This window comes from Pseudomonas fluorescens (assembly GCF_040448305.1).
Lineage (GTDB): Bacteria > Pseudomonadota > Gammaproteobacteria > Pseudomonadales > Pseudomonadaceae > Aquipseudomonas > Aquipseudomonas fluorescens_BH.
Window position 1 is genome coordinate 4,575,889 of record NZ_CP148752.1, and the last position, 19,358, is coordinate 4,595,246.

General features: G+C 60.2%; 16 protein-coding genes. 8 read left to right on the top strand and 8 right to left on the bottom strand.

Annotated elements, in window-relative coordinates; translation table 11 throughout:
* Positions 1-6: 6 nt before the first annotated feature.
* The 5 genes from nuoJ to nuoN are packed head-to-tail and all read left to right on the top strand — an operon-like array spanning position 7 to position 5,714.
* Positions 7-510, top strand: a complete 504-nt coding sequence (gene nuoJ, locus WHX55_RS20810) for an NADH-quinone oxidoreductase subunit J (RefSeq protein WP_046037836.1) — start codon at positions 7-9, stop codon at positions 508-510.
* A gap of 2 nt (positions 511-512) precedes the next feature.
* Entirely contained in the window at positions 513-821 is a 309-nt protein-coding gene (gene nuoK / locus WHX55_RS20815; RefSeq protein ID WP_007946416.1) for an NADH-quinone oxidoreductase subunit NuoK, read from the top strand.
* On the top strand, positions 818-2,671 hold the full coding sequence (gene nuoL / locus WHX55_RS20820) for an NADH-quinone oxidoreductase subunit L (RefSeq protein ID WP_353741204.1): 1,854 nt from the start codon (positions 818-820) through the stop codon (positions 2,669-2,671). The genes nuoK and nuoL overlap by 4 nt, the downstream gene beginning before the upstream one ends.
* Positions 2,672-2,710: 39 nt before the next feature.
* Positions 2,711-4,243, top strand: a complete 1,533-nt coding sequence (gene nuoM, locus WHX55_RS20825; RefSeq protein ID WP_150725929.1) for an NADH-quinone oxidoreductase subunit M — start codon at positions 2,711-2,713, stop codon at positions 4,241-4,243.
* Positions 4,244-4,250: 7 nt separating this feature from the next.
* Positions 4,251-5,714, top strand: a complete 1,464-nt coding sequence (gene nuoN, locus WHX55_RS20830; RefSeq protein ID WP_353741205.1) for an NADH-quinone oxidoreductase subunit NuoN — start codon at positions 4,251-4,253, stop codon at positions 5,712-5,714.
* Positions 5,715-6,120: 406 nt separating this feature from the next.
* On the opposite strand, the gene WHX55_RS20835 is transcribed toward nuoN, so the two are convergent.
* Genes WHX55_RS20835 through WHX55_RS20860 form a run of 6 tightly spaced genes read right to left on the bottom strand, consistent with a single transcriptional unit; the run spans position 6,121 to position 12,075 of the window.
* Complete coding sequence (locus tag WHX55_RS20835; protein WP_151214444.1) at positions 6,121-7,863, bottom strand: ABC transporter substrate-binding protein; 1,743 nt, start codon at positions 7,861-7,863, stop codon at positions 6,121-6,123.
* Between the two features lie 47 nt (positions 7,864-7,910).
* On the bottom strand, positions 7,911-8,183 hold the full coding sequence (locus tag WHX55_RS20840; RefSeq protein ID WP_095943787.1) for a DUF2160 domain-containing protein: 273 nt from the start codon (positions 8,181-8,183) through the stop codon (positions 7,911-7,913).
* Positions 8,184-8,193: 10 nt separating this feature from the next.
* Entirely contained in the window at positions 8,194-8,994 is an 801-nt protein-coding gene (locus WHX55_RS20845; RefSeq protein WP_150758931.1) for a carbohydrate ABC transporter permease, read from the bottom strand.
* An 8-nt stretch (positions 8,995-9,002) separates the two neighbouring features.
* A complete protein-coding gene (locus tag WHX55_RS20850) occupies positions 9,003-9,869 on the bottom strand; it encodes a sugar ABC transporter permease (RefSeq protein ID WP_150725924.1) in 867 nt (288 codons plus the stop codon).
* Positions 9,866-10,981, bottom strand: coding sequence for an ABC transporter ATP-binding protein (locus WHX55_RS20855; RefSeq protein ID WP_353741206.1), 1,116 nt, complete (start codon positions 10,979-10,981; stop codon positions 9,866-9,868). The genes WHX55_RS20850 and WHX55_RS20855 overlap by 4 nt, the downstream gene beginning before the upstream one ends.
* On the bottom strand, positions 10,981-12,075 hold the full coding sequence (locus WHX55_RS20860; protein WP_150725922.1) for an ABC transporter ATP-binding protein: 1,095 nt from the start codon (positions 12,073-12,075) through the stop codon (positions 10,981-10,983). The genes WHX55_RS20855 and WHX55_RS20860 overlap by 1 nt, the downstream gene beginning before the upstream one ends.
* Before the next feature lie 400 nt (positions 12,076-12,475).
* On the opposite strand from WHX55_RS20860, the gene WHX55_RS20865 reads away from it, so the two are divergent.
* Positions 12,476-14,308: a sigma-54-dependent Fis family transcriptional regulator gene (locus WHX55_RS20865; RefSeq protein WP_353741207.1), complete on the top strand. Its 1,833-nt coding sequence runs from the start codon at positions 12,476-12,478 to the stop codon at positions 14,306-14,308.
* Positions 14,309-14,527: 219 nt separating this feature from the next.
* On the opposite strand, the gene cysS is transcribed toward WHX55_RS20865, so the two are convergent.
* Both cysS and WHX55_RS20875 read right to left on the bottom strand, forming a co-directional pair.
* Complete coding sequence (cysS, locus tag WHX55_RS20870; protein ID WP_150753692.1) at positions 14,528-15,910, bottom strand: cysteine--tRNA ligase; 1,383 nt, start codon at positions 15,908-15,910, stop codon at positions 14,528-14,530.
* A gap of 14 nt (positions 15,911-15,924) precedes the next feature.
* On the bottom strand, positions 15,925-17,622 hold the full coding sequence (locus tag WHX55_RS20875; protein ID WP_150725919.1) for a glutamine--tRNA ligase/YqeY domain fusion protein: 1,698 nt from the start codon (positions 17,620-17,622) through the stop codon (positions 15,925-15,927).
* A 266-nt stretch (positions 17,623-17,888) separates the two neighbouring features.
* On the opposite strand from WHX55_RS20875, the gene WHX55_RS20880 reads away from it, so the two are divergent.
* Entirely contained in the window at positions 17,889-18,392 is a 504-nt protein-coding gene (locus tag WHX55_RS20880) for a peptidylprolyl isomerase (protein WP_046037821.1), read from the top strand.
* Complete coding sequence (gene lpxH, locus WHX55_RS20885) at positions 18,389-19,141, top strand: UDP-2,3-diacylglucosamine diphosphatase (RefSeq protein ID WP_150753693.1); 753 nt, start codon at positions 18,389-18,391, stop codon at positions 19,139-19,141. Before WHX55_RS20880 ends, lpxH begins: the two co-directional genes overlap by 4 nt.
* The last annotated feature ends 217 nt before the right edge of the window (positions 19,142-19,358 follow it).

Here is a 19,358-nt window from a genome sequence, read left to right on the forward strand (position 1 = left end):
AGAAAGATGGAATTCGCTTTCTATTTCGCATCGGGTATCGCTGTGGTGTCCACGCTTCGCGTGATCACCAACACCAACCCTGTGCACGCCCTGCTCTACCTGATCATTTCGCTGATCGCCGTGGCGATGACGTTCTTCGCCCTCGGCGCGCCGTTCGCCGGTGTACTGGAAGTGATCGCCTACGCTGGCGCCATCATGGTGCTGTTCGTGTTCGTGGTGATGATGCTGAACCTGGGTCCGGCCTCGGCTCAGCAAGAGCGCGCCTGGCTCAAGCCCGGTATCTGGGGCGGCCCGGTCCTCCTCGCCGCGCTGCTGCTGGTGGAACTGCTGTATGTGCTGTTCTCCCACCAGACCGGTGAAGCCATCGGCCACACCACCGTAGACGCCAAGGCCGTGGGCATCAGCCTGTTCGGTCCTTACCTGCTGGTGGTCGAACTCGCCTCGATGCTGCTGCTCGCCGCAGCCGTCACGGCGTTCCACTTGGGCCGCAACGAAGCCAAGGAGCAATGACGATGCCTGCTATCCCCATGGAGCATGGTCTGGCGGTCGCCGGCATCCTGTTCTGCCTCGGTCTGGTCGGCCTGATGGTCCGCCGCAACATTCTCTTCGTGCTGATGAGCCTGGAGGTCATGATGAATGCCTCCGCCTTGGCGTTCATCGTTGCCGGTAGCCGCTGGGCGCAGCCGGATGGACAGATCATGTTCATCCTGGTGATCAGCCTGGCAGCCGCCGAGGCCAGTATTGGCCTGGCGATCCTGCTGCAACTGTATCGCCGCTTCCACACGCTCGATATCGACGCTGCCAGTGAGATGCGCGGATGAACCTTCTCTATCTGACTTTCCTGTTCCCTCTGATCGGTTTTGTGCTGCTGGCGTTCTCCCGGGGACGCCTCTCGGAAAACCTCTCGGCGCTGATCGGCGTCGGCTCCATTGGCCTGTCGGCGATCGTCGCGGCCTATGTGATCTGGCAGTTCAACGTCGCCCCGCCGGAAGGCGGTCACTACACCCAGGTGTTGTGGCAGTGGATGGCGGTGGAAGGCTTCACGCCGAACTTCGCCCTGTACCTGGACGGTCTGTCCGTGACCATGCTCGGTGTGGTGGTTGGCGTCGGCTTCCTGATCCACCTGTTCGCCTCCTGGTACATGCGCGGTGAAGCCGGTTACTCGCGCTTCTTCGCCTACACCAACCTGTTTATCGCCAGCATGCTGTTCCTGGTATTGGGCGATAACCTGTTGTTCTTGTACTTCGGCTGGGAAGGCGTGGGCCTGTGCTCGTACCTGTTGATCGGTTTCTACTACAGCAATCGCAACAACGGTAACGCCGCACTCAAAGCCTTCATCGTGACCCGTATCGGTGACGTGTTCATGGCCATCGGCCTGTTCATTCTGTTTGCCCAACTGGGCACCCTGAACGTTCAGGAACTGCTGGTGCTGGCTCCGCAGAAATTCCAGTCCGGTGACTTCTGGATGGTCATGGCCACCCTGATGCTGCTGGGCGGTGCTGTCGGTAAATCCGCACAACTGCCGCTGCAAACCTGGCTGGCGGATGCGATGGCCGGCCCGACTCCGGTTTCGGCACTGATCCACGCCGCAACCATGGTAACCGCTGGCGTCTACCTGATTGCCCGTACCCACGGCCTGTTCACCCTGGCGCCGGAGATCCTGCATCTAGTAGGAATCGTCGGTGGCGTGACCCTGGTTCTCGCAGGCTTTGCAGCCCTGGTCCAGACCGACATCAAGCGTATCCTCGCCTACTCGACCATGAGCCAGATCGGCTACATGTTCCTGGCCCTGGGCGTTGGTGCCTGGGATGGCGCGATCTTCCACCTGATGACCCACGCCTTCTTCAAGGCCCTGCTGTTCCTTGCGTCCGGTTCGGTGATCGTTGCCTGCCACCACGAGCAGAACATCTTCAAGATGGGCGGTCTGTGGAAGAAACTGCCACTGGCCTACGCCAGCTTCATCGTCGGCGGCGCGGCCCTGGCGGCCCTGCCTCTGGTGACTGCGGGCTTCTACTCCAAGGACGAAATCCTCTGGGAAGCGTTCGCCAGCGGCAACAACGGTCTGCTCTATGCAGGTCTGGTCGGCGCGTTCATGACTTCGCTCTACACCTTCCGCCTGATCTTCATCGCGTTCCACGGTGAAGCGAAGACCGAAGCCCACGCCGGTCACGGCATTGCCCACTGGCTGCCACTGTCGGTGCTGATCGTATTGTCCACCGCCATCGGCGCGATGATCGTTCCACCGCTGCACGGCGTACTGCCGGAAAGCGTCGGCCATGCTGGCGGCGAAGCCAAGCACAGCCTGGAAATCGCTTCGGGCGCCATCGCCCTGGCCGGTATCCTGCTGGCCGCGCTGCTGTTCCTCGGCAAGCGTCGCTTCGTCACTGCCGTCGCCAACAGCGGCATCGGCCGCCTCCTTTCGGCCTGGTGGTTCGCTGCCTGGGGCTTCGACTGGATCTACGACAAACTGTTCGTCAAGCCTTACCTTGCGATCATCCATGTATTGCGCAAAGACCCGCTCGACCAGACCATCGGTCTGATCCCGCGCATGGCCAAAGGCGGTCACACCGCCCTGAGCCGTACCGAGACCGGTCAACTGCGTTGGTATGCCGCCTCGATGGCTGCTGGTGCCGTGCTGGTCATTGGCGCCGTCGTGCTGGTAGCGGTCTGATATGAACCTTGCGAATTTGCGAAAGGAAACGAGCCCGTCATGATTCTGCCCTGGCTAATCCTGATCCCCTTCATCGGCGGCCTGCTGTGCTGGATGGGTGAGCGCTTCGGCGCCACTCTCCCGCGCTGGATTGCGCTGATCACCATGTCCCTGCTGCTCTCCCTCGGCCTCTGGCTGTGGGCCAACGGTGACTATTCATTTGCCCCGGCGCCAGGCGCCGATCCGACCTGGGTGATTGAGTTCAAACACGTCTGGATCCAGCGTTTCGGCATCAATGTGCACCTGGCCCTCGACGGCCTGTCCCTGTTGATGATCCTGCTGACCGGTCTGCTGGGTGTCCTCTCGGTACTCTGCTCGTGGAAAGAGATCCAGCGTCACGTGGGCTTCTTCCACCTGAACCTGATGTGGATCCTGGGCGGTGTCGTCGGCGTGTTCCTCGCCCTCGACCTGTTCATGTTCTTCTTCTTCTGGGAAATGATGCTGGTGCCGATGTACTTCCTCATCGCGCTCTGGGGTCACAGTTCTTCGGACGGCAAGAAAACCCGGATCTACGCGGCGACCAAGTTCTTCATCTTCACTCAGGCTTCCGGCCTGATCATGCTGGTGGCGATCCTGGGCCTGGTACTGGTCAACTTCAACGACACCGGCGTGATTACCTTCAACTACGCCGATCTGTTGAAAACCAAGATGTCGCTGACCACCGAGTACATTCTGATGCTCGGTTTCTTCATCGCTTTCGCGGTCAAGTTGCCGGTCGTACCGTTCCACTCCTGGCTGCCTGACGCTCACGCCCAGGCGCCGACCGCAGGTTCCGTCGACCTCGCCGGTATCTTGCTGAAGACTGCTGCGTACGGTCTGCTGCGTTTCGCCCTGCCGCTGTTCCCGAATGCGTCGGCCGAGTTTGCGCCGATCGCCATGACTCTGGGTCTGATCGGGATCTTCTACGGTGCGTTCCTGGCCTTCGCGCAAACTGACATCAAGCGTCTGATTGCCTTCTCGTCCGTTTCCCACATGGGCTTCGTTCTGATCGGCATCTACTCCGGCAGCCAACTGGCGCTGCAGGGCGCGGTGATGCAAATGCTGGCGCACGGCCTGTCGGCCGCGGCACTCTTTATCTTGAGTGGCCAGTTGTACGAACGCACCCACACCCGCGACATGCGTGAAATGGGTGGCCTGTGGTCGAAGATCGCTTACCTGCCAGCCCTCAGCCTGTTCTTCGCCGCCGCGTCGCTGGGCTTGCCGGCGACCGGTAACTTCGTCGGAGAGTTCCTGATCCTGATCGGCACCTTTGCCAGTGCCCCATGGGTCACCGTGATCGCGACGTCCGGCCTGGTGTTCGGTTCGGTCTACTCGCTGATCATGATCCACCGTGCCTTCTTCGGCCCGTCCAAATCGGACGCGGTGCTGCATGGCATGGACGGTCGCGAACTGATCATGGTAGCCGGTCTTGCGGCGTTGGTGATCTACATCGGTGTTTACCCGCAACCGTTCCTCGACACCTCTGCCGCTACGATGCATGGCGTGCAGCAGTGGATCGGCACCGCCTTCACTCAACTCGCTTCGGCCCGGTAAGAGCGCTATGGAATTCACGACTCAACACTTTATCGCGCTAGCGCCGTTGTTGATCACCAGCGCCACGATCATCGTGGTGATGCTGGCGATTGCCTGGCGCCGCAACCACTCCCAGACCTTCCTGCTGTCGGTGGCGGGTCTGAACCTGGCATTGCTGTCGATCCTGCCTGCCTTAAAAGTCGCGCCCCTGGCTGTGACTCCGTTGCTGCAGATCGACTCGTTCGCCTGCCTGTACATGGCGCTGATCCTGGTCGCCACCCTCGCTTGTGTAACCCTCGCCCACGCCTACCTCGGCGATGGCGGCACGGGCTACCCGGGCAACCGTGAAGAGCTTTACCTGCTGATCCTGATGGCCGCCGCCGGTGGCCTGGTGTTGGTCAGCGCGCAGCACCTGGCCGGGTTGTTCATCGGTCTGGAACTGCTCTCGGTACCGGTCTACGGTCTGGTGGCCTATGCCTTCTTCAACAAGCGCTCGCTGGAAGCCGGTATCAAGTACATGGTGCTGTCGGCGGCAGGTTCCGCGTTCCTGTTGTTCGGTATGGCCCTGCTCTACGCTGACGCCGGTTCCCTGAGCTTCGTCGGCATCGGTCAGGCGCTGGCGGCTACCGGTCTGCCAAGCTCGCTGGCACAACTGGGCCTGGGCATGATGCTGATCGGTCTGGCGTTCAAGCTGTCGCTGGTACCCTTCCACCTATGGACTCCGGACGTTTACGAGGGTGCTCCGGCGCCGGTCGCAGCGTTCCTGGCTACCGCTTCCAAAGTGGCTGTGTTCGCGGTGATGGTGCGCCTGTTCCAGATCTCGCCAGTGGCGAGCAGCGGCGTGCTGAGCAACGTGCTGACCATCATCGCCATCGCGTCGATCCTGTTCGGTAACCTGCTGGCCCTGACCCAGAGCAACCTCAAGCGTCTGCTGGGTTACTCGTCCATCGCCCACTTCGGCTACCTGCTGATCGCCCTGGTGGCGAGCAAGGGTCTGGCCGTGGAAGCCATCGGCGTGTACCTGGTCACCTACGTGATCACCAGCCTCGGCGCTTTCGGTGTGATCACCCTGATGTCCTCGCCGTACAAAGGCCGTGACGCAGACGCCCTGTACGAATACCGCGGCCTGTTCTGGCGCCGTCCGTACCTGACCGCCGTACTGACCGTGATGATGCTGTCCCTGGCCGGTATCCCGCTGACCGCGGGCTTCATCGGCAAGTTCTACATCATCGCCACCGGTGTCGAGTCGCACCAGTGGTGGCTGGTCGGTTCCCTGGTACTGGGCAGCGCCATCGGCGTGTTCTACTACCTGCGTGTGATGGTCACCCTGTTCCTGATCGAGCCAAACCTGCGTCGCGTCGACGCCCAACTGCACTGGGAACAACGCGCAGGCGGCGTGATGCTGCTGGCGATTGCGGTACTGGCGTTCTTCCTCGGCCTGTACCCACAACCGCTGCTGAACCTGGTTCAACAGTCGGGCCTTGCGGGTTGATCGCTTAGAGTCATTCGGCAGTAAACAAAAACGGCACCTTCGGGTGCCGTTTTTTGTGGCGAGGGAGCTTGCTCCCGCTCGGCTGCGAAGCAGTCGCCAGAATTTGAGATCTTCGCTCTCTACCAGATAGACCGGAACTTGCGAAAGGGGCCTGCTGCGCAGTCCAGCGGGAGCAAGCTCCCTCGCCACGGGTCATTGTTTTTGAGAAGTAATGCTGCTCAGAGAGCCCTACTGCCCTCAATGCCCTCATCGCGAGCAAGCTCGCTCCCACAGGTTTTGTGTCGTACACAAAATCTGCGGTCACCCTCGGACACTGTGGGAGCGAGCTTGCTCGCGATGACGGTGTAACAGACACCAACAAAAACGGCACCTTCCGGTGCCGTTCGCCTTTCACAATACAACCAACTTACTTACGCGCCGCCTCCCACGATTTCAGCAGTTCGCTGTAGCTCACGGTCTCGCCCTTAGGCTTCTCGTTCGCCAGTTTCGGCTTCGGTGCGCCCGGCTGGTCGAACCAGTATTGCGCGTCACGCTCGGGGTTCATTTTCGGGGCGCAGGTGGCTTGTGCCTTCGAGCGTTCCAGACGGGTCATGATTGCGTCCTGATCCTTGGCCAGGCCGTCGAGTGCCTGTTGCGGGGTTTTCTCGCCGCTGGCGGCTTCGGCGATGTGGCTCCACCACAGTTGTGCCAGGCGAGGATAATCAGGCACGTTGGTCCCGGTCGGGGTCCATTGCACGCGGGCCGGGCTACGGTAGAACTCCACCAGGCCACCGAGTTTCGGCGCCAGGTCGGTCATGGCTTGCGAGTTGATGTCCGATTCGCGGATCGGCGTCAGGCCGACGATGGTTTTCTTCAGCGACACGGTTTTCGAGGTCACGAACTGCGCGTAGAGCCAGGCCGCGAGTTTCTGTTTCTCAGGCGTGGACTTCATGAACGTCCAGGAACCGGCGTCCTGATAACCGAGTTTCATGCCCTCCTCCCAATACGGACCTTTCGGCGAAGGCGCCATGCGCCATTTCGGCGTGCCGTCGGCATTCATCACCGGCAGGCCCGGTTTGGTCATGTCGGCGGTGAACGCGGTGTACCAGAAGATCTGCTGGGCGATGTTGCCCTGGGATGGCACGGGACCTGATTCGGAGAAAGTCATTCCCGCCGCTTCCGGTGGCGCGTATTTTTTCATCCAGTCCACGTACTTGGTGGTCGCATACACGGCTGCCGGGCCGTTGGTGTCGCCTCCGCGGGTCACGCTGGAGCCGACCGGATGACAATCCTCGACGCGGATACCCCACTCGTCCACCGGCAAGCCGTTGGGTATGCCTTTATCGCCAGCGCCGGCCATGGAGAACCAGGCGTCGGTGAAACGCCAACCCAGCGACGGGTCTTTCTTGCCGTAGTCCATGTGCCCGTAGACGCGCTTGCCATCGATCTCCTTGACGTCTTCGCTGAAGAACTTGGCGATGTCTTCATAGGCCGACCAGTTCACCGGTACGCCGAGCTCGTAGCCGTACTTTTCCTTGAACTTGGCTTTGAGGTCCGCGCGTTCGAACCAGTCGGCGCGGAACCAGTACAGGTTGGCGAACTGCTGGTCGGGCAACTGATAGATCTTGCCGTCCGGCGCGGTGGTGAAGGAGATGCCGATGAAGTCCTTGATGTCGAGGGTTGGCGAAGTGAAGTTCTTGCCCTCGTTGGCCATCAGGTCGGTGATCGATTCGGTCTTGCCGTAGCGGAAGTGCGTACCGATCAGGTCCGAGTCGTTGACCCAGCCGTCATAGATGTTTTTGTCCGATTGCATCTGGGTCTGCAGCTTTTCCACCACGTCGCCTTCCTGCAGCAGGTCGTGGGTCAGCTTGATCCCGGTGATCTCGGTGAAGGCCTTGGCCAGCACCTTGGATTCGTACTCGTGGGTGGCAATGGTTTCCGAGACCACTTTGATGCTCATCCCGCGAAACGGCTCGGCCGCCTTGATGAACCACTTCAGCTCTTCGAGTTGTTGATCGGCCGTCAGGGTGGATGGCTTGAATTCACTGCCGATCCATTTCTTCGCGGCGTCTTCATAGGCATCGGCCCAGGCAGACGCGCTCAAACCGCTGAGTGCCAGCATGGCTGCCAATGAAATGCTATGTCGCAGCTTATTGTTTTTGTCGAACATAGAGACCTCCTTATTGAGTTTCGGAGCAACATTGCCGAGCGATTCGACTAGCCCCAACGCATCACAGCCAACAGCCACACCAGGGACATCGCGAAGGCGACCCAGATGCTCCAGTCGGTGACGCCGATTACCAGCAAGTGCAGGTAGGCGCTGCCGAGAAGACCGATGAACAAGCGATCACCACGGGTGGTGGCAATCGGCAGAAAACCACGCCGAAGGATGCTCGGCGAACGCAACTCCCAAGTGGTCATGACCACCAGGATCAGGGCAATCACGCTGAAGAATGCAGCCGTCGGGACGGTCCAACTCATCCATTCCATCATCAGTTCCTCATACCCGGCCCAGGGCAAAGCCCTTGGCCACGTGGTTGCGAACAAACCAGATCACCAGCATGCCCGGCAGGATGGTCAACACCCCCGCCGCCGCCAACACACCCCAGTCGATGCCCGACGCCGAGACGGTGCGGGTCATCACCGCCGCGATGGGCTTGGCGTTCACCGAGGTGAGGGTTCGCGCCAGCAGCAGTTCGACCCAGGAAAACATGAAGCAGAAGAACGCCGTGACGCCGATGCCGGAGCCGATCAGCGGGATGAAAATCTTCACGAAGAACTTGGGAAAGCTGTAGCCATCGATGTAGGCGGTTTCGTCGATTTCCTTGGGCACGCCGGACATGAAGCCTTCGAGAATCCACACCGCCAGCGGCACGTTGAACAGGCAGTGGGCCAGGGCCACGGCGATGTGGGTATCGAACAAGCCGATCGAGGAATACAGCTGGAAGAACGGCAGCAGGAACACCGCCGGTGGCGCCATGCGGTTGGTCAGCAGCCAGAAGAACAGGTGCTTGTCACCGAGGAAGCGGTAGCGCGAGAACGCATAGGCCGCTGGCAAGGCCACGGTCAGGGAAATGATCGTGTTCAGGCTCACGTAGTACAACGAGTTGAGGTAACCGGTGTACCAGCTCGGGTCGGTGAAGATCACCTTGTAGTTGTGGAAGGTGAAATCCTGGGGGAACAACGTCAGACCGCCGAGGATTTCGCTGTTGCTCTTGAAGGACATGTTCAGCAGCCAGTAGATCGGCACCAGCAGGAACAGGATGTAGAGCAGCAGTGGAACAAGCTTTCTCTTGCTCATGGCGGGCCTCAGCGGTTGGCGTCGGAGTGAGTCATGGCGGTGTAGAACAGCCAGGACACCAACAGGATGATCAGGAAGTACACCAGCGAGAATGCCGCTGCCGGCCCCAGGTCGAACTGCCCGATCGCCATTTGCGTCAGGGTCTGGCTCAAGAAGGTCGTGGAATTGCCCGGACCGCCGCCCGTGAGCACGAACGGCTCGGTGTAGATCATGAAACTGTCCATGAAGCGCAGCATCACGGCGATCAGCAGCACACTCTTGAGCTTGGGCAACTGAATGTGCCGGAATACCGCCCAGGCCGAAGCCCGGTCGATCCGCGCCGCCTGGTAATACACATCCGGAATCGCCCGCAGGCCGGAGAAGCACAACAGCGCCACCAGCGACGTCCAGTGCCAGACGTCCATCACCAGCACGGTGACCCAGGCGTCCATGGTGTTCGCCGCATAGTTGTAGCTGATGCCCATGGCCTTGAGGCTCGCCCCCAGCAGACCGATGTCGGCCCGACCGAAGATCTGCCAGATGGTGCCGACCACGTTCCACGGGATCAGCAACGGAATCGCCAGGATGATCAGCACCACCGACGACCAGCGGCCCTTGGTCGGCATGGTCAGGGCGATGGCGATGCCCAAGGGGATTTCGATCAGCAGCACGCAGGCCGAGTAGATGAACTGGCGCAGCAACGAGTCGTGCAGGCGTGGATCGAGCAGCACCTGCCTGTACCAGTCGGCGCCGACGAAGTAGCGGCTGGACTGGTCGAAGATGTCCTGCACCGAATAGTTGACCACGGTCATCATCGGGATCACCGCACTGAACGCCACCAGCAGGAACACCGGCAGCACCAGCCACCAGGCCTTGTTGTTCTGCACCTTGTTCATGGCTGCGCCTCTTGGTTGGCATTGGCTTCGAGCAGGAATTCATCGGCGTAGACCATCAACCACTGCGCCGGAAAACTGATGTACGCCGTGCCTTGCGGCACCGGTTTGTCTTCGGCCAGGCGCACCTTCAGGGGCGCACCATCGAGGTCGAGGCTCATGATCTTGTAGGTGCCCAGGTCTTCGACGTGTACGACCTGTGCCCGCAGCGCGTCATCAAAGGCTTCGTCCCACACATGGACGAACTCCGGACGAATGCCGACCTTCAGGGTTTTCCACTCCGATTCAGCAATACGCTGCTGCATGGCCTCGGACAGCGGCAGGTGCGTCGAGGCGAAACCGACACCGCCCGGTTGTGGCTGCACCTCGATCAGGTTCATCCCGGGGCTGCCAATGAAGTAGCCGACAAAGGTGTGACTCGGGCGCTCGAACAATTCCCTTGGCGTGCCGAACTGCACGATCTGCCCGCCGTACATCACCGCAATCTTGTCGGCGAAGGTCGAGGCCTCCAGCTGATCGTGGGTGACGTAGACCATGGTGATGTTGAACTGCTCGTGGATCTGCTTGAGCTTGCGCCGCAGTTTCCACTTCAGGTGCGGGTCGATCACCGTCAGCGGCTCGTCGAAGAGGATCGCCGACACGTCGTCGCGCACCAGCCCGCGGCCCATGGAAACTTTCTGTTTTTCGTCGGCGGTGAGGTTGCGCGCCTTTTTGCTCAGCAGGTTCTGCAGGTCGAGGACTTCGGCGATTTCCTGCACCTTGCTATGCACCCTGGCCTCGGCCATGCCCTGATTGCGCAGCGGGAAGGCCAGGTTGTCGAACACCGTCATGGTGTCGTAGACCACCGGGAACTGGAAAACCTGGGCGATGTTGCGCTTTTCCGGGGTCAGGTTGTTGACCGCTTTGCCGTCGAACAGCACATGGCCCTGGGACGGGCTGAGCAGACCGGAAATGATGTTGAGCAAGGTCGATTTGCCGCAGCCCGATGGACCGAGCAACGCGTAGGCGCCGCCCTGTTCCCAGATGTGGTCCATCTCGCGGATCGCATAGTCCTCCGGTCCCGCCGGGGTCTTGGTGTAGCTGTGGGCGAGGTTCTGCAAACGGATTTCGGCCATCAGGCAACCCTCGTGACACGCCGGCCCGGCGCCTGGACCAGCCGCCCCTGCGTATCGAACACAAACAGTTTATGGGTGGGGATGTAGATGCGGATCGGCGCATCGACGTCGTATTCGTGGACACCCGGCAAGTGCAGCACCAGCAGGAAGTGCTCGTTGCGCACGTGCAGGAAGGTTTCCGAGCCGCTGATTTCCGCGACTTCGACGGTCACCGCCAATTCGAGGTCATCGTCGTTGCTCGGCACCAGCGAGATATGGCTGGGCCGCACGCCGAAACGGAACTCGCCCTCGCCCACCGGGCGCAGATCGACGTTCAGCGGGAAATGCACGAAGTTGGCGAAACTCACTTCGTTGCCGGCAATGCGTCCCGGCATCAGGTTGATCGGCGGCTCGGAGAACAGCTCCGCCGCCAGCACCGTTTGCGGCTGGTGATAGACCGAGGCGGACTGGCCGCTCTGGATCACCCGGCCTTCGTGAAGAATGGTGGTGGTGCCACCCAGGGCCAGGGCTTCGTTGGGCTCGGTGGTGGCGTAGATCGCAATGGTGTGGCGCGCCTTGAACAGCTCGCGCATTTCCTGGCGCAGTTCTTCGCGCAACTTGTAGTCTAGGTTGACCAGCGGCTCGTCGAACAGGATCAGCTCGGCATCCTTGACCAGCGCCCGGGCCATGGCCGTGCGTTGTTGCTGACCGCCGGAAAGCTCCAGCGGATAGCGCTTGAGAAACTTCTCGATGCGCAGCATCTTCGCGGTTTCCAGCACCTTGTTCTGGATCACTTCGCTGGATACACCGGCCTGACGCAGCGGCGAGGCGATGTTGTCGAACACCGTCATGGTCGGGTAGTTGATGAACTGCTGATAGACCATCGACACATTGCGCAGGCGCACGGGGCGTTGGGTGACGTCGACGCCGTTCATCAGGATGCGGCCGCTGTCGGGCTTGTCCAGACCGGCCATCAGGCGCATCAGGCTGGTCTTGCCGGACAAGGTGCGCCCCAGCAAAACGTTGAAGGAACCGGGTTCAAAACTCAGGTTGGCATCGTCGATCCAGGTCTGGCCCTCGACGGTGCGGCTGACGTGCTCCAGGGTGAGTGACATGGCTCGGCCTTTTTATTATTGGAGTCAAGCGACCGGAGCTCTAAAGCGACATCCGTGCCAAAAAACTCAAGCTGTTGATTCAGCTTGAAATTCCAGAAGAAGACGGCAAAAACACGTTCGTTGCTGAACACAAATGAACAATCTGAAATGAACAATTGAACAGTTCACCCATTGACAGTGAACAATAGTGAACAACACTCTACGGATACTTTGGACTGGCTTGGCAGTACTTGTGGGAGCGAGCTTGCTCGCGATAGCGGTGGGTCAGACGACATTAATGTTGTCTGGCACGGCCTCATCGCGAGCAAGCTCGCTCCCACATGGAACTCACCGCCTTCATAGATTTATGCTGCAGTACTACCCATAACAACAATAAAAGCTTGCCCAGAGATCGACTGCCATGGCCGCACCCGCATCGCCGTTGTCCCACGACGCCATCATCCAGGACTCCTGGTCCCGTTGCCGCGCGTTCGGCCTCAGTCATCAGAGCGCGCCGGCATTCGACCAATTGCCGGCCGCGGGCATCGCGCAACTGCTGGAGAGCCAGCATTCACTGGTGCAAACCACCCATCAGGAAGTGCTGCCCTACTACGAGAACATCCTGAGCAACTCCAATTGCCTGATCATGCTCGCCGACCATCAGGGCCAGGTGCTCACGTCCTGGGGCACCCAGCGCTTTATCGAACCCAAACTGGCCCGGGGTTTCAGCGCCGGCGCCAGCTGGATGGAACGTTGCACCGGCACCAACGCCATAGGCACCGCCCTGGCCTGCGAACAAGCGGTACACATCGAGCACGATGAACATTTCCTCAAGGCCAACCGCTTCATGACCGGTTCCGCCGCGCCGATTTTCGATGCCGAGCGCAAGGTGATCGCGGTGCTGGACGTTTCCAGCGACAGCTACCTGCCGCCCTCCCACACCCTGGGCATGGTCAAGATGATGAGCCAGACCGTGGAAAACCGGCTGATCCTCAACCTGTTCCATGGCCAGCATTTCCAGCTGACGTTCAACACCGGGCTGAACAACCTCGACAGCCAATGGGCCGGGTTACTGATCTTCGATGAGACCGGCCAGGTGCTGTCGGCCAATCGCCGGGCCGACAATCTGCTGGGCATCAGCCTGTCGCGGGTCAGTGTCGAAAGCCTGTTCAAGGTCTCGCTGCTGGAGTTGCTCAACCAGCCAGAAGGCCTGCCCTTCGCCCTGCAAACCTCGGGGCGCAACCGCTTTCAGTGCCTGTTGAAGCGGCCGAAACAGGCATCAATTCAACCACGAGTATTCACCGAGCCGGTTGTAACTGCACTCGCGGCCATCAGCCTCAACTCCCTGCATTTCGGCGACAGTCGCGTGGAAAAAGCCGTGCGTCAGGCCGAGCGCTTGCTGGAAAAAGACATTCCGTTGCTGATCCACGGTGAAACCGGGGTCGGCAAGGAAGTGTTCGTCAAAGCCCTGCATCAGGCCAGCTCGCGCAGCAAACAAGCGTTCATCGCCGTCAACTGTGCAGCGATTCCCGCCGAACTGGTGGAGTCCGAGTTGTTCGGATATGAGAAAGGCGCGTTCACCGGTGCCAATCAGAAAGGCAGCATCGGGCTGATCCGCAAGGCTGACAAAGGCACGCTGTTCCTCGACGAAATCGGCGACATGCCGCTGCCGACCCAGGCACGACTGTTGCGGGTGTTGCAGGAGCGTTGCGTGCAGCCAGTGGGCAGCAGCGAGTTGTTCCCGGTGGACTTGCGTATCATTTCCGCGACCAATCGCTCGTTGCGCGAACAGGTACAACTGGGGCGGTTTCGTGAAGACCTGTATTACCGCATCGGCGGCCTGACCCTGGAACTGCCACCGTTAAGAGAGCGCAGCGATAAAGAGGCGCTGTTTAAACGTCTCTGGGAACAGCATCGCGAACCCAGCCAATGGGCTGGACTGAGCCGCGAGGTATTGGAGCTGTTCGACCGTCACCCGTGGCCGGGGAATTTGCGCCAGGTCAGCAGTGTGATGCAGGTAGCGCTGGCGATGGCGGAGGAACAACCGATAAAGCCGGAGCATTTGCCGGATGATTTTTTTGTCGACCTGGAAATGGAGCCGGTCGATACGCCGGAACCGTTGGCCGTGGATCTGAATGATGCCGAGGATTTGAACCGGCAGTTGCAGGCGGCGGGGGGGAATATTTCGTATCTGGCAAGGCGCCTAGGGGTCAGCCGCAATACCCTTTACAAGCGGTTGCGGCAGGCTGAATGACAGGTGAGCCGCACTGGCGGTACTTGGCTTGAGTCCATCGCGAGCAGGCTCGCTCCCACAGGGGATCTGTGTCGTCCACAGAACTCAAACCTGGCGAAAATCCAATGTGGGAGCGAGCCTGCTCGCGATTACGTCAGCTCAGGCACCTCAAAAACAGCAGCCCCCCCAAAAAACAAAAACCCGCACAAGGCGGGTTTTGTTTTACAGCGGATCAAGCAATCAGTCAGCCAGACGCCAGGTCGTGCCGCCCTTGCCGTCTTCCAGCACAACGCCCATGGCGGTGAGCTGGTCGCGGATGCGGTCGGATTCGGCCCAGTCCTTGCCGGCACGTGCCGCCAGGCGCGCTGCGATCAACGCCTCGACTTCGGCTGCATCCACGCGCCCTTCGGCACCGGCTTGCAGGAAATCATCAGCCTCAAGCTGCAACACACCCAGCACGCTGGCCAGTTCTTTCAAACGGGCTGCCAGACCGGCCGCTGCGTTCAGATCGCTCTCGCGCAGGCGGTTGATCTCGCGGACCATCTCGAACAGCACCGCGCAGGCTTCCGGCGTGCCGAAGTCGTCGTTCATCACCTGGGTGAAACGCTCGACGAAAGCTTCGCCGCCAGCAGGTGCAACGTTCGGCAGGCCTTTCAACGCATGGTAGAAACGCTCCAGGGCACCCTTGGCGTCCTTGAGGTTGTCTTCCGAGTAGTTGATCGCGCTGCGGTAGTGGCTCGACACCAGCAGGTAACGCACGACTTCCGGGTGGTACTTGTCGAGCACGTCGCGAATGGTGAAGAAGTTGTTCAAGGACTTGGACATCTTCTCGCCATTGATACGGATCATGCCGCAATGCATCCACGCGTTGGCGTAGGTCTTGCCGGTGGCCGCTTCGCTCTGGGCGATTTCGTTTTCATGGTGCGGGAACTCGAGGTCGCTGCCGCCGCCATGAATGTCGAAGGTTTCACCCAGGCAGCAGGTGGACATCACCGAGCATTCGATGTGCCAGCCCGGACGCCCGGCGCCCCAAGGCGATTCCCAGCTTGGCTCGCCCGGCTTGGCAGCTTTCCACAGCACGAAGTCCAGCGGGTCCTGCTTGGACTCGTCGACTTCGATGCGGGCACCGATGCGCAGGTCTTCGATCTTCTTGCGCGACAGCTTGCCGTAGCCCATGAACTTGCCGACGCGGTAGTACACGTCGCCATTGCCCGGGGCGTAGGCGTAACCCTTGTCGATCAGGGTCTGGATCATCGCGTGCATGCCCGGGATGTGATCGGTGGCACGCGGCTCCATGTCCGGCTTCTTGATGTTCAGGCGCGCTTCATCTTCGTGCATCGCCGCGATCATGCGCTCGGTCAACGCTTCGAACGACTCACCGTTCTCAAAGGCCCGGTTGATGATCTTGTCGTCGATGTCGGTGATGTTACGCACGTAGGTCAGGTCGTAACCGCTGAAGCGCAACCAGCGCGTCACCAGGTCGAACGCGACCATGCTGCGGCCGTGGCCCAGGTGGCAGTAGTCGTACACGGTCATGCCGCACACGTACATGCGCACCTTGTTGCCATCGAGCGGCTTGAAGACTTCTTTGCTCTTGGTGAGCGTGTTGTAGATCGTTAGCACGTTAAGTCCTTGAATCACTGGCCCCACGAATCACGCAGGGTCACGGTACGGTTGAATACCGGCTGACCTGGTTTCGAGTCCTTCAAATCAGCAACGAAGTAACCTTCGCGCTCGAACTGGAAACGGTCTTCCGGCTGTGCGTTGCCCAGCGAAGGCTCGGCACGACAACCGGTGAGTACCTGCAGCGAATCAGGGTTGATGTTGTCCAGGAAACTGGCGCTGTCTTCGGCCTTCTCGGGGTTGGCCGAACGGAACAGACGATCGTACAGACGCACTTCGCACTCGACGCTGGCCGCAGCCGGTACCCAGTGGACCACGCCTTTGACCTTGCGGCCTTCAGGGTTCTTGCCCAGGGTGTCCGGATCGTACGAGCAGCGCAGTTCGACGATGTTGCCATCGGCGTCCTTGATCGCTTCGTCGGCGCGGATCACGTAGCTGCCACGCAGACGCACTTCACCGGCCGGTTCCAGGCGCTTGTAGCCCTTCGGCGGCTCTTCCATGAAGTCTTCACGGTCGATGTAGATTTCACGGGCGAACGGCAGTGCGCGCACGCCCATGTCTTCTTTCGGGTGGCACGGCAGTTCGAGGTTCTCGACCTGGCCTTCCGGGTAGTTGGTGATCACGACTTTCAGCGGACGCAGTACGCACATGGCGCGCGGGGCGCTGTGGTCGAGGTCGTCACGGATGCTGAATTCGAGCATGCCGAAGTCGACCACGCCGTCGGAACGGTTGGTGCCGATCATTTCGCAGAAGTTGCGGATCGATTTCGGCGTGTAGCCACGGCGGCGGAAACCCGACAGCGTGGACATGCGCGGGTCGTCCCAGCCGTTGACGTGCTTTTCATCGACCAGCTGCTTGAGCTTGCGCTTGCTGGTGATGGTGTAGTTCAGGTTCAGGCGGCTGAACTCGTACTGGCGCGGGTGCGCCGGCACTGGCAGGTTGTCGAGGAACCAGTCGTACAGCGGACGGTGGCTTTCGAACTCCAGGGTGCAGATCGAATGGGTGATGCCTTCGATGGCGTCCGACTGTCCGTGGGTGAAGTCGTAGTTCGGATAGATGCACCACTTGTCGCCGGTCTGGTGGTGGTGAGCGTGACGGATGCGATACATGATCGGGTCACGCAGGTTCATGTTCGGCGAGGCCATGTCGATCTTGGCCCGCAGCACCCGTGCACCGTCCTTGAACTCGCCGGCTTTCATGCGGGCGAACAGGTCCAGGTTCTCTTCGACGCTGCGGTCGCGGAACGGGCTGTTCTTGCCCGGCTCGGTCAGGCTGCCACGGTATTCCTTGGCTTGCTCAGGGGTCAGGTCGTCGACGTAGGCATTGCCGGATTTGATCAACTCCACCGCCCAGTCATGCAACTGGTCGAAATACTGCGAGGCGTAGCGCACTTCGCCGGACCATTCGAAGCCCAGCCATTTGACGTCGCTTTCGATCGCGTCGATGTATTCCTGGTCTTCCTTGGCCGGGTTGGTGTCGTCGAAACGCAGGTGCGTGACGCCACCGAACTCCTGGGCCAGGCCGAAGTTCACGCAGATCGACTTGGCGTGGCCGATGTGCAGGTAGCCGTTGGGTTCAGGCGGGAAACGGGTGACGATCTGCGTGTGCTTGCCCGAGTCCAGGTCTGCCTGGATGATCGGCCGCAGGAAGTTGACCGGCACGGCAGGGCCGGTCTTGGCATTCGAGGTAGGGTCGACAGTGGGCTTGCTCATAGGATCCTTGAACGTACAAGTGCGTGGCCGTAATGAAGGCCGGACAAAACAAAGCCGCTATCATAGCCGATGCCGTCAAGTACCTGACAGAGCGCACTCTGTAAACCGTCGCATTTAATAGGCCGCAAATGAAAAAACAGCCTCGAATTTCGCGTCTGGCACGCTAAACTGCGCACCTTGGCCAAAAAGGCTGAACCGGTGGCGGGACGTGATGTTCCAACACCACGAATTCCTTAGATATGCTTCATCTCAAAAGAGTACCGATCATGACCCAAGTCAAACTGACTACCAACCATGGCGACATCGTCCTCGAACTGAACGCCGACAAAGCCCCGATCACCGTGGCCAACTTCGTTGAGTACGTTAAAGCCGGTCACTACGAAAACACCGTTTTCCACCGTGTCATCGGTAACTTCATGATCCAGGGCGGCGGTTTCGAGCCAGGCATGAAAGAAAAAAAAGACAAGCGCCCAAGCATCCAGAACGAAGCTGACAACGGTCTTTCCAACGACAAGTACACCGTCGCCATGGCCCGCACCATGGAGCCGCATTCGGCTTCCGCACAGTTCTTCATCAACGTGGCGGACAACAGCTTCCTGAACCACAGCGGCAAGAACGTTCAGGGCTGGGGCTACGCGGTATTCGGTAAAGTGACCGCTGGCACCGACGTTGTCGACAAGATCAAAGGCGTGGCCACCACTTCCAAGTCCGGCCACCAGGACGTACCAGCAGACGACGTGATCATCGAGAAAGCCGAGATCATTGAGTGATACTGCTTATTTCAGATTTACATCTGGAAGAGGAGCGCCCGGACATTACCCGGGCGTTTCTGGATTTGCTCGCCGGACGCGCCCGCTCGGCGAGTGCGTTGTACATCCTGGGCGATTTTTTCGAAGTGTGGATTGGCGACGACGCCATGACACCCTTCCAGCGTTCCATCTGCCAGGCCCTGCGCGACCTCAGCGACAGCGGCACGGTCATTTTCCTGATGCACGGCAATCGCGACTTCCTGCTCGGCAAGGCCTTCTGCAAAGCAGCCGGCTGCACCTTGTTGAAGGATCCGAGTGTCGTGCAGTTCAACGGCGAGCCGGTGCTGCTGATGCACGGCGACAGCCTCTGCACCCGCGACGAAGCCTATATGAAGCTGCGTCGCTACCTGCGCAACCCGATCACCCTGTTCATTCTGCGGCATCTGCCGCTGCGCACCCGGCACAAGCTGGCGCGCAAGCTGCGCAGTGAAAGCCGCGCGCAAACGCGGATGAAGGCCAACGACATCGTCGATGTCACGCCTGAAGAGATCCCGCGGATCATGCAGGAATACGGCGTGAAGACCTTGATCCATGGCCACACCCACCGTCCGGCGATTCACAAGTTGCAGCTTGGCGAGCAAGCGGCCAGGCGCATTGTGCTGGGGGATTGGGATCGCCAGGGGTGGGCGTTGCAGGTGGATGAGCAAGGGTTTGCGCTGGCGCCGTTTGATTTCACTCCGCCCCCCCAACTGGCAGCCCCCGCGAACTGAAGGCTGTAGGAGATCCCTGTGGGAGCGAGCTTGCTCGCGATAGCGGATTAACATTCAACATCTTTGTTGACTGATCCACCGCCATCGCGAGCAAGCTCGCTCCTACAGAAGAGCAAAAGCGGTTCGGCGTCCCCCCCCACACTTTTCACCACTCAACAGGCCGAGCGTTAGCTCGCCTGCAGCTCTTGATCTTGATCCACCCGCCCCCCCCGGATGA

Excerpts from the sequence above, each read along its gene's own strand:
- nuoJ (WP_046037836.1), top strand. The coding sequence starts at position 7 with ATGGAATTCGCTTTCTATTTCGCATCGGGTATCGCTGTGGTGTCCACG.
- nuoK (WP_007946416.1), top strand. The coding sequence starts at position 513 with ATGCCTGCTATCCCCATGGAGCATGGTCTGGCGGTCGCCGGCATCCTG.
- nuoL (WP_353741204.1), top strand. The coding sequence starts at position 818 with ATGAACCTTCTCTATCTGACTTTCCTGTTCCCTCTGATCGGTTTTGTG.
- nuoM (WP_150725929.1), top strand. The coding sequence starts at position 2,711 with ATGATTCTGCCCTGGCTAATCCTGATCCCCTTCATCGGCGGCCTGCTG.
- nuoN (WP_353741205.1), top strand. The coding sequence starts at position 4,251 with ATGGAATTCACGACTCAACACTTTATCGCGCTAGCGCCGTTGTTGATC.
- WHX55_RS20835 (WP_151214444.1), bottom strand. The coding sequence starts at position 7,863 with ATGTTCGACAAAAACAATAAGCTGCGACATAGCATTTCATTGGCAGCC.
- WHX55_RS20840 (WP_095943787.1), bottom strand. The coding sequence starts at position 8,183 with ATGGAATGGATGAGTTGGACCGTCCCGACGGCTGCATTCTTCAGCGTG.
- WHX55_RS20845 (WP_150758931.1), bottom strand. The coding sequence starts at position 8,994 with ATGAGCAAGAGAAAGCTTGTTCCACTGCTGCTCTACATCCTGTTCCTG.
- WHX55_RS20850 (WP_150725924.1), bottom strand. The coding sequence starts at position 9,869 with ATGAACAAGGTGCAGAACAACAAGGCCTGGTGGCTGGTGCTGCCGGTG.
- WHX55_RS20855 (WP_353741206.1), bottom strand. The coding sequence starts at position 10,981 with ATGGCCGAAATCCGTTTGCAGAACCTCGCCCACAGCTACACCAAGACC.
- WHX55_RS20860 (WP_150725922.1), bottom strand. The coding sequence starts at position 12,075 with ATGTCACTCACCCTGGAGCACGTCAGCCGCACCGTCGAGGGCCAGACC.
- WHX55_RS20865 (WP_353741207.1), top strand. The coding sequence starts at position 12,476 with ATGGCCGCACCCGCATCGCCGTTGTCCCACGACGCCATCATCCAGGAC.
- WHX55_RS20875 (WP_150725919.1), bottom strand. The coding sequence starts at position 17,622 with ATGAGCAAGCCCACTGTCGACCCTACCTCGAATGCCAAGACCGGCCCT.
- WHX55_RS20880 (WP_046037821.1), top strand. The coding sequence starts at position 17,889 with ATGACCCAAGTCAAACTGACTACCAACCATGGCGACATCGTCCTCGAA.